The 9,213-nt window shown below is 60.2% G+C and carries 10 protein-coding genes; 2 read left to right on the forward strand and 8 right to left on the reverse strand.

The annotated features are described in order from the left end of the window. Together F3H96_RS30315 and F3H96_RS30865 are read right to left on the reverse strand one after the other, a co-directional pair. On the reverse strand, nucleotides 1-259 hold a 259-nt coding region (locus tag F3H96_RS30315), incomplete at its 3' end, for a helix-turn-helix domain-containing protein (protein ID WP_149805291.1). A gap of 48 nt (nucleotides 260-307) precedes the next feature. Beyond that, complete coding sequence (locus F3H96_RS30865) at nucleotides 308-907, reverse strand: hypothetical protein (protein ID WP_188131606.1); 600 nt, start codon at nucleotides 905-907, stop codon at nucleotides 308-310. A 26-nt stretch (nucleotides 908-933) separates the two neighbouring features. Here F3H96_RS30865 and F3H96_RS30325 point away from each other — a divergent pair, with 26 nt between their 5' ends. Beyond that, nucleotides 934-1,158: a hypothetical protein gene (locus F3H96_RS30325; protein ID WP_149805293.1), complete on the forward strand. Its 225-nt coding sequence runs from the start codon at nucleotides 934-936 to the stop codon at nucleotides 1,156-1,158. Between the two features lie 1,086 nt (nucleotides 1,159-2,244). Beyond that, nucleotides 2,245-2,817 (forward strand): HdeD family acid-resistance protein, encoded by a 573-nt coding sequence (locus tag F3H96_RS30335; RefSeq protein WP_188131607.1) that lies wholly within the window; start codon nucleotides 2,245-2,247, stop codon nucleotides 2,815-2,817. A 605-nt stretch (nucleotides 2,818-3,422) separates the two neighbouring features. Here F3H96_RS30335 and F3H96_RS30340 read toward each other — a convergent pair. The 6 genes from F3H96_RS30340 to groEL all read right to left on the reverse strand — a co-directional run. Further along, nucleotides 3,423-5,381: an AI-2E family transporter gene (locus tag F3H96_RS30340; protein WP_244620230.1), complete on the reverse strand. Its 1,959-nt coding sequence runs from the start codon at nucleotides 5,379-5,381 to the stop codon at nucleotides 3,423-3,425. A 612-nt stretch (nucleotides 5,382-5,993) separates the two neighbouring features. Continuing rightward, on the reverse strand, nucleotides 5,994-6,200 hold the full coding sequence (locus tag F3H96_RS30345; RefSeq protein WP_149805294.1) for a hypothetical protein: 207 nt from the start codon (nucleotides 6,198-6,200) through the stop codon (nucleotides 5,994-5,996). Beyond that, a complete protein-coding gene (locus tag F3H96_RS31465) occupies nucleotides 6,197-6,433 on the reverse strand; it encodes a hypothetical protein (RefSeq protein WP_244620231.1) in 237 nt (78 codons plus the stop codon). The genes F3H96_RS30345 and F3H96_RS31465 overlap by 4 nt, the downstream gene beginning before the upstream one ends. A gap of 730 nt (nucleotides 6,434-7,163) precedes the next feature. Continuing rightward, on the reverse strand, nucleotides 7,164-7,406 hold the full coding sequence (locus F3H96_RS30355) for a hypothetical protein (protein WP_149805295.1): 243 nt from the start codon (nucleotides 7,404-7,406) through the stop codon (nucleotides 7,164-7,166). A 448-nt stretch (nucleotides 7,407-7,854) separates the two neighbouring features. Then, entirely contained in the window at nucleotides 7,855-8,244 is a 390-nt protein-coding gene (locus tag F3H96_RS30360; RefSeq protein ID WP_149805296.1) for a hypothetical protein, read from the reverse strand. Between the two features lie 92 nt (nucleotides 8,245-8,336). Continuing rightward, nucleotides 8,337-9,213 (reverse strand): chaperonin GroEL (gene groEL / locus F3H96_RS30365; RefSeq protein ID WP_149805297.1); only part of this gene is annotated, 877 nt, incomplete at its 5' end.

The following is a 9,213-nucleotide window of genomic DNA, read 5'->3' on the forward strand; positions in this document are numbered from 1 at the left end:
GCTCCACCATCTCGTTCAGCGTGATGTCCTTGCGCTCCTCGATCAGCCCGACGATGAAGGCTTCATGCACATCGAGGCTGGAGGCGCGGCGGCGGCCCTGCGGGCGGGGCGCCAGTTCGCCGATCTTCGCCCGCGCAATCCAGCGGATCGCGCTGGACACCCCCACGCCGAACCGCGCCGCCGCTTGCCGCGCCGACATGCCCTCGTCCGAAGCCTTCAAGACCCGCGACCGAAGATCCACGCTCAATGCTCTTCCCATCGTCAACCTCCATCGAGATGGATGTTGAATCAGCACAAAACGCAGCCGTCACATCACAATCGATTCATCGATCACAGGACGTGCTCTAGCCACCTGTTTCGTGAGGCTCGGTTGGCAATGCTGACCCACCGGGCGCTTCACCATATCGACATCGCCGATGCGGCGGCCAACAAGGCCGAGCAGGCTATTGCGGAACTGGTCGAGGCCGTGCGTCAGCGCGACACCGACGTAACGGAACGAACCGCCCCGCCAATGTGTTAGGACTTCATGATGAACACCTACGAACCCGAGGGACGCGGGATTGCGGCCGAACTTTTGAGCTTGGAACTCGCCACGGCGAGGCAACGCGTCAACCAAGCAGAACGCTCCCTCGAACGTGCCGAAGGGATGTTGGACGACGAATGCAGTGTCGCGGTCGGTTTTGCCCTTTGCGGCCGCATACGGGCCGAGCAGGCAAGTGCGAAAGCAGCCAGAAGGCGACTGCTGAAGATCAATTCCGCAAGATAGCCCGATCATTCGCGGCCATCCGGCCAGCGCTTTCCACCACTCACGCTCGAGCACCGCGGCCACGATATCGACGGATGGCGACCGTGGCGCGTCGTGCGCGGCGGCGAGAAATGCGGCCTCGATCGATCCAGGCAGCAGCATCCAGCCCTGGATTTAAGGAGGATGCTATGTCCTTCACATACTTAACACCCGACAACATGAAGACTATCGAGGGGCTTTTGGTAGAAGTGCGCGTACCTGGGCCTGAACGCAGCTTTGACCCGGAGACAGCTCAAGCACGCCTTCTCGTTCGCGGATTTGAGCAGGGCATGCATGCAGAATCCGATTTGCGACGCCTCCTGGCTGAACACGTGAAACTGCACAAAATTCTCGACAGTTCACACCAATTATGAGCGCGCGAGGCTGACGCCGGGCCAAGAGTGAGGAGCACGTGCCGCCTTCGCCCGAAAAGGAATGTCTCAGCCGATTGCAACAGTCTCGATACGAACCCTGATCGGGTAGAGCGGGACCACTTCCGGGAAGCTGTAACGATCCAGCTGAAGGTCTGTCATCACTGGTCGTGGACAGGGGCTCGGCTGGAAAAGAGCAATCGGGTTTGGAAAAATGATTCCATTCCATTTGGACGAACGTGCATTTAACGCAGGGATCCGCCTCAGCGGTCTTACGCATCGATGAGCCAGGATCCCCATCCGCTTGATAGGAAACAGGATGAACACGGACGCGTCACCAAGCATTCCGCCTGACGTGCGCGCTGCCATAGCGCGTTCCTGGAGGAGTGTAAGAAAAACGCCCGACCTTTTGCGGCATCGGAGGCTCTTGCCGCGATACGGTGTGTGTTCCCTTCCACGGAAATCCCGGATTTAGACCTGCTGGAGGCCATCACCAGCGAAGCGTCCGTGGCAGGGCTTGACTTTGAGTACGATGTCCCCAGCACGTCTGATGCTCTGAAGCGCAGGTCGTTAGAACGATGGGACAATGAGGGTGGCGCCATTGAGAAGTCGCCACGCCAGGAAACCCAGTACCGCCTAGACAACGACACGGATGGCTCGCGCAGACGCGCCACAGACACCAAAAACAGCAATCGACTAGTTTAGGAACTCGGCCTGCCCCCGCGCCGGTCGGCTGATGGGGTTGGATTTCACTGAGAGCTGATCAGCTTGGATGCGGCGACTGCTTACCTCGCTTGCCCTGCGCGGAGGAGGCGGGCATGGCGACCAGGGTGTACGGGCCGACGGGACCTAGCAGAGCGGGCAGCCGTGGCGCCTCTCTCTTGCCAGTGTGAGCGTCAATCGCGGTTCGTTGATTGGCAAATCCTGTCGGATCGCTAACTGCCGTGACTGTATTGGGCAGGTTCAGGGCAAAGGAGGCAAAGCCCACTTCGACGGTTGTCAAAATGCCGAGCACTGGCGAAACCGGGGACCTTACTGTAGCCTGAGACGTCTCGGCTCATTCAGCCGGAGCGTTGTTAGAGGCAAGCCATGTCGATTTCGTTGGATGCCGCCGCAGAGGTGTTTCGTGAGGCAATGCGGCAGACGGTCAAGCAGTACTCACTGTGGTATCTGGTGGAGGGCGTGCTGCTGGTGGTAACCGGAATTCTGGCGATGATCTTTCCTGTGGTCTCGTCGGTGGCTGTGGTCGTCCTGCTGGGATGGCTGCTGATCTTCAGCGGAGCCTTGCAAGGCATAAGCTTGGTCGGCGCCGGTCACGTGCCACATTTCTGGCTGCAACTCGTATCTGTCATCCTGGCGGTGCTGATTGGCCTCCTCTTTCTGCGCGACCCTGGAGACGGGCTGCTAACCATCTCTCTGCTGCTTATTGTGTTCTTCATGATCGAGGGCATCTCGAAGGTGGTTTTCGCCCTCACGATTCGTCCTTTTCCCAATTGGAGCTGGGTCTTGGGAAGTGGGCTGGTCGGGATTCTTCTTTCTTTGATGCTGTGGGCCAGGCTCCCCGTGACCGCCGTGTGGGTGATCGGACTGCTGATGGGGATAGAGCTGATTAGCGTGGGTGCGGCGATAGCTTACCTCGCTTGGCAGGTGCGCAAGAGTTGAACTCCGCAGGCGCTTTTCGAGTGAGGACGTAGCCAAGCAGAAGCCGCACTCAGGGAGATCGCATAACTTGCACCGCCACCACGGCCAGCTCGCGTTCTATGACCACGGGCGCCGGCGTCATCATCGCCAGGATGTGGTCGGCGTCTCGACCCATCATCATCACAGGCCTCATCAGGTCGTTATCGAGAACGGCGGGTACTGATCATCGGGAAGTCCCGCAATTGAGGCAATTACAATCGCAGAGGTCATCGGCCAACCGGCCGGCTTCCGTTCTTAAGCGAGAGCCGGCCGATCGCACGACGTGCTTTGCTAACAACGTCTGCAAATATTAGGTGCCTCAAATCGGACCCATCATGCTTCAATGCCAGCATCATGAAAAGAGTATCCGGCCGAACTCCGGGGCATAACCGTGCTCGCCAAGGGGCCAACGGTTCTTACCTGCGTGGGGCAATTGCTAGCCGGCTGCCCTACCGGCATGCCAGCTAGGCACCCATTGATAGGGCTCGCAAACCGACCATGCGCGCAGCATCCGCGTGAAGTGACCGCGATCCGCGGCCGACAACCAGAGAAGCAACCATCCAGCGAGCGCGGTAATGATGCCTCCGTCATCCTGCTTCACGCTGAGCTTTTGCAACCGCAAGCGGCACTTTCTTGGCAGGGGGCGGCCGCCGGCGCATGCGGCGTTTGGCGGCAAGTTTGAGCGCAATCGGCGGATCATGCGACAAGGCGCCGAGCACGGTGTCGACCATGCCATGCGACACGAAATCCGCATTCAGGTCTGCCGCCAGACGGGCGTTGTTGTCGTTTTGGGTCTCGGACCAGAACACGATGCCGACCCGTAACACCGGCTTGGCGCGCTTCAGACGGCGAACCAGAAAGCGGGCGTGCTTGACGGAATCCCGGTTCAGGAAACCGACCACGACGGTGTCAACAGCGTCCAGCTCGAGGCGGCGAATGCCTGCCGGTTCCATGTCAGTGAAGCTTGCCTTCGATATGGTCGCTCCCTGGACTTCGAGCACTTGCGCCAACATGGCGGCGGCAGCATCGTCGAGTTCGCCCCGGCCCCCGGCGCAGAGCACCGACATACCGGTGCCGTCTGGTAGTTCGATGTCGTCCTCGCCATCCACTGCTGCCTCTTTCGCCGTATCCGCGCCTGCGTCCTCGGCTACGGTTGGATCATCTTCATCGCCCGCCTCCTCCTGAGCGCTGTCGTCGAGGTTTGCCACCAGCGTCTGGGCGCTGGCCGCCACCTGCCGCCTTTGCTGGTCGCCCATTACCCCCCGAACGCGGTCCTGCTCGCCGAGCAGGAGTGCCGGAATGGCGACCTTGCCATAGAATTCGACAAGATATTTCTCCTCCAGCATCTCCTCGGCGTGATCGGTTGCTTCGTCCGGATCGCCGGCCAGTAGCCGTTGATAAAGCCGGGCATGGGGTTCGAGCACGGGCTCATTACCGAACAGCACGTCGAGAAATTCGAACTGCGGCACGTGTCGGCCGAGCACGACAAGACAAACGGTGAGAGGTGTCGACAGCACCAGACCCAGCGGACCCCATAGCCAGGTCCAGAAGATCGCCGAAACAATGATGGCCAAGGGAGAAAGCCCCGTCCGCGAACCGTAAAGCCAGGGCTCGACGACGTTTCCGGTAATCAACTCCATCGCCACGAACAACGCGGCGGTCCACAGTACCAGCGCCCAGCCCGGAGCAACGGCGAGCGCCAGGAACAAAGGTAGCAGCGCGCCAACGACCGGGCCAATATACGGGACGAAGCGCAGCGCCAACGCCAGCAATCCCCACAGCAGTGCATTGGGTATGCCCAGAACCCAAAGCCCGATCGTAACCGGTATGGCGTAGACGGTGTTCACGACCAACTGCATGAGCAGATATTGGCCGACCCGCTTGCCGGCGTCCTGGAGTGCCTCGGTGGTTCGATGAAGATCGCCGTAGCCGACGAGGCGTATGAAACGGTCGCGCAGGTCCTCGCGCTCGAGCAGCATGAAAATGACGACGACGATAATCAGTCCGGCCGACGCCAGCGGGCCGATTAGCGGGGCGACCAGGTTCTGGAGCACCTCAAGCGGCCTTTCACGTGCGACGATCTCGACTGGCACCGGCTCGCGCGCCGGCTTGTCGGCGGCGGGCGGCGACGGTTCCTGCTGGTTGATCTCCTGACCGACGCGCTCAATCACCCCGCTCAACCTGGCAATCATCCCTCCTCCTACCCCTGTCTCCTTGAGCGAGCGGATCTTGGTAAGGATGTTGCTCTGGTAAACCGGGATGTTCTGAGCAAGTTCGCTGACCTGCGTGGCCATGATGAAGGAAAACAGGGCGAGCGCCGCGAACGCGCCAAGCACACTGACGATGACAGCAGGAAGCCTGGGAATGCCAGCTCGCTTCAGTGCGGAAACCAATGGGGCAAGCGCGAAGGTAAGCAGCAGCGCGATTGCGATCGGCAGGAAAACCTCGCGACCGAAATACAGGGCGGCCACCGTGGTCACGACAGTCGCGACAGTGGGCAAAGGCGTGCGCGGGTGGACATTGGCCTCGTACAGAATGCCCGCCAGTCCGGGACCCGATGGATGCAAGCCGTTTCGACTATTGGCCACCACTTGATATCTCCGCCCTGCCAACTTCCATGATCAGGCATATTAAACTGGCGTGCAACGTCCGTTTCTTAGCAACCGGAGACCCGACTGCGCGAGCGGCAGCCTGGTATGCAGCTTCAGAAGTAGCGGCAACGCAGTTGGTCAGCCCGGGTTAATCGTACCGGTGAAAGGAGGAGGGTCATCTGACTGTCGTCGCGTTTGGGCGGCGGTGAGGCCTTGGGAGTTAATTGGGCGCCTGTGCAATGATGTTAAGGCACAAGGCGGGCAAAGGCCGGCGGCTGTATGACGGCTTTCTGGGCCGCCTGGGCGGCACGCAGGAGCAGATAGCGATCAGTGCGACGAACCCGCTGCGTTCTCTGAAGCGCCGCGATAGTGACGAATCTTGAGTTCTGCTTGATCCACTTGAAGAACAGCTCGATCTGCTAGCGCTCTTTCATCGTTGATGAGAAGGCGGATGACCTTATCCGCAAAGCGATCTCGCGCACTGGGTCGGCGGGGCGAGCGGGCCATGCACTGCGGTAAGAGAAGCGCCGACCGGGTCTGTCCGTTTTGACAGCGCCCCACAGAGCGCTAAAAAGGACCGATATTGACCTCTTCGAGATTGTTTTCCGCCACAACGCGCTCGTGCCGCTGCTCCTCATTACGAATCCGATATTGAGGCGAATTATCCCGTGGCGGCATTCTGCCGGTGACCCGAAACGTGCCCGGTCTGTGCGACATGCCGATTGTGCCTTTGAGTATGACGGACTGTCCGATGGCGAAGCGATGAACGTTCATCGCTGAACCTCCTGTTCTTGGGCCTGGTCCTCATCCTGTCGCATAGCGGTTTCGAGTTCGGAGTGGTCGATAGCCACAAGCTGGCTTCTGAGACGGTCGGTCGAGAAAACGGCCGGCAGGTAAATGAATGTCGCGACGCGCCGGTAGGCGAGCCAGGAAAGCCCGTCGATGAGTTCTTCGTCCTCGTCGATTGCATAATCGCCGGGCGGCTGAATCTCATCGACGCCCCTCAGCGCGAAGGGTGCAGTGAATCACACGGTCGTGTGCTTTGTGCGGGTGCTCATTTTCATATCCCTGGAAAGAGCAGTTCATTGCGCTCGCGAAGCGACGCAGCGCAAAATCGGATTTGGGGGAGTTGGCGGGTCGAGAGCCTCTGACGCCGCGATAGCCAAGCTTGGCCAAAAGAACGATGCACGAACAGTAGGCGCCAATTGCGGTTTATTTTGACCGAGAGGACGCTTACTCCAATGAGGTCAAAAATAAATCACTGTATGTGCTCTTTGTGTGATAGAGTGACTTCTGGCCAAGAAAATAACAAGACGAAGGAGGCCGCTGTGAAAACCCATATCCCTGCTCATTTTTACCTTTACGACTACAAGAGCTTATTCGTAAGAGCGTCAGTCACGATTGCCATAGGCATCATCGTCTATTCGACGCTTTTCGGCATCACCTGGTAGGTCCAGACGTCGGTCATAGCTGACAGCCAAATTTCCTGGAGTCGCGCTTCCAGGGCGCGGGCTTCGCCCGGGCCTGTCAGTTCAGCTCTGCTGCATAGATCTTTCGATTATCCTGTCCAAAGGTGCACCGCCATGAACGACAACAACGACGAATGCCGCGAAAATCGCGATGCTGTTGATATCAACATTTGGGAGAACGAAGGCGGAGCTTTGGATCGCTGCGACATGAATCATCACTACGGCCGGCGCATAGAGCCGGACGGGTCATGGACGATCTATCATGTCTTCACCGGGGCACCGGCAGATATAGGAAGCCTTCCCATGGCTGGATGCCGATCACGCGCCCGGTCCAGTCATCGGCCTTGCGGTGAGCGAAGAAGGAACCATGACCACAATCGTGCTGGATCATGAACAGGCGAAGCAGGAAGCCTGCCGTGGGGATTGTCAGCACCATCCTCCACCAGGTGCCATGATGCACCGCCAGCGTGGCAAGCGTCCAAAGCCCGACAAACGGGACAAGCGTCACCATGAGTTCAAACAGGCTGCGGCTCCCGATAGCCGGCGAGAACCTTGGGCCATGCCCGTTCGCCGCCCTGGAGCGAGGGGATGGATGTGGGGGCTTGCGTCAACGACAATTAGTTGAGCCTCGATAGATTTGGAGATTTGCCATACGGAACGCCCTGGCCAGCGGAAGCCGAGGGGAATGCCGAGGAGCAGCCGAACTCCAGTTTTCATAGGGGGTGATTGTCCTCGGCCGCCTGGCGAGCACGCCGACGGGTACCGTCGGTGTCCGCTTTCCTGCCCCGTTCGGCAGCCGCCTCGCGGATGTTTTCGAAGCGGCTCTGTTCGTTCTCTCCTTTGCCGGCTTCGGACCGGTTTTCTTGACAGAGTTGGTCATCGAATGGACTCCTGTTGCTGGTAGCTCGCGAAAGAGACCGCCGGAACGTGTCCGGCGATCAGGGTGGCTCGCCTCGAACCTATGCGGTGAGCGCGACCGCGCAGCTCTCCACATCCAACCTGTCGGGAGAGGTTTTGCCGGGCATGGTCGCCCAGCCCCCTGTCTCGATGAACTGCCGCTTCTTGTAGCTGTCGGTCAGGGCTTTGAACTCGACACGCTTGGCCGCGGCGTCGGGCGCCGCGTTGAAGCGATCGACGCGGATGGCCGACGCCAGTGCGCCGCGCGCCACGTCACCGGCAGTTGTCGCCAGCATGCGCGACGTGCCGCCTGTCACCCAGCCGCCCCAGCTGAAACCGATGATCATCGTAGCGGCGACGGTCACGGCGCATGACCAGAAAAGCGCGGATTTGCTCGGCTGGTAATCTTCCCATCGACGCGCGAGAGATGGCTTTCTGCTTTGTGTTGCCACGGAACAAGTTCCTTTTTGTTGGTGTTCGGGTTAGTCGCCCGGCTTGCCGGCGCCGGGGATCGCAGAGCCTGTTTCCGGCAGTGGTTAGTAGCTCATCCGCCGCCGGGGGCAGAAGGCGCTGCATCCTTGGCCGGTATGTCGCTGATCATGGCTTCGGCCGTGATCAAGAGGGCCGCGATCGAGCAGGCATCCTGAAGTGCCGTCCGCACCACCTTTGCCGGATCGACGATGCCGGCCTTGATCATGTCGACATAAATCTCATTCTGGGCGTCAAAGCCCTGATTGTGATCCTTGCTCTCGGAGAGCTTGCCGACCACGATTGAGCCTTCGAAGCCGGAATTCTCGGCGATCTGCCGGATCGGCGCTTCGAGCGCCCTGAGCACGATCGAGATGCCCGCGGTGACGTCGGCATTGGTGCCGGCCAGCCCGGCAAGCGCCGTCCTGGCACGCAGCAGCGCCACACCGCCGCCGGGCACGATGCCTTCTTCGACAGCGGCACGCGTGGCGTTCAGCGCATCGTCGATGCGGTCCTTCTTCTCTTTGACTTCCGACTCGGTGGCGCCGCCGACGCGAATGACCGCAACACCCCCGGCGAGCTTGGCCAGCCGCTCCTGCAGCTTTTCCTTATCGTAATCGGATGTGGTTTCCTCGATCTGTCCCCTGATCTGGGCGATGCGCGTCTGGATGGCGGCCTTGGCGCCGGCGCCGTCGATGATCGTTGTCGTGTCCTTGTCGATCAGCACACGCTTGGCGCGGCCGAGCATATCGATGGCGACGTTCTCCAGCTTGATGCCGAGATCCTCCGAGATCATCTGGCCAGCGGTGAGCACGGCAATGTCTTCCAGCATCGCCTTGCGGCGGTCGCCGAAGCCTGGCGCCTTGACGGCCGCGACCTTGAGGCCGCCGCGCAGCTTGTTGACGACCAGCGTCGCCAGCGCCTCGCCCTCGACGTCCTCGGAGATGATCAGC

The organism is Mesorhizobium sp. NFR06, from assembly GCF_900115245.1.
Taxonomy (GTDB): domain Bacteria; phylum Pseudomonadota; class Alphaproteobacteria; order Rhizobiales; family Rhizobiaceae; genus Mesorhizobium.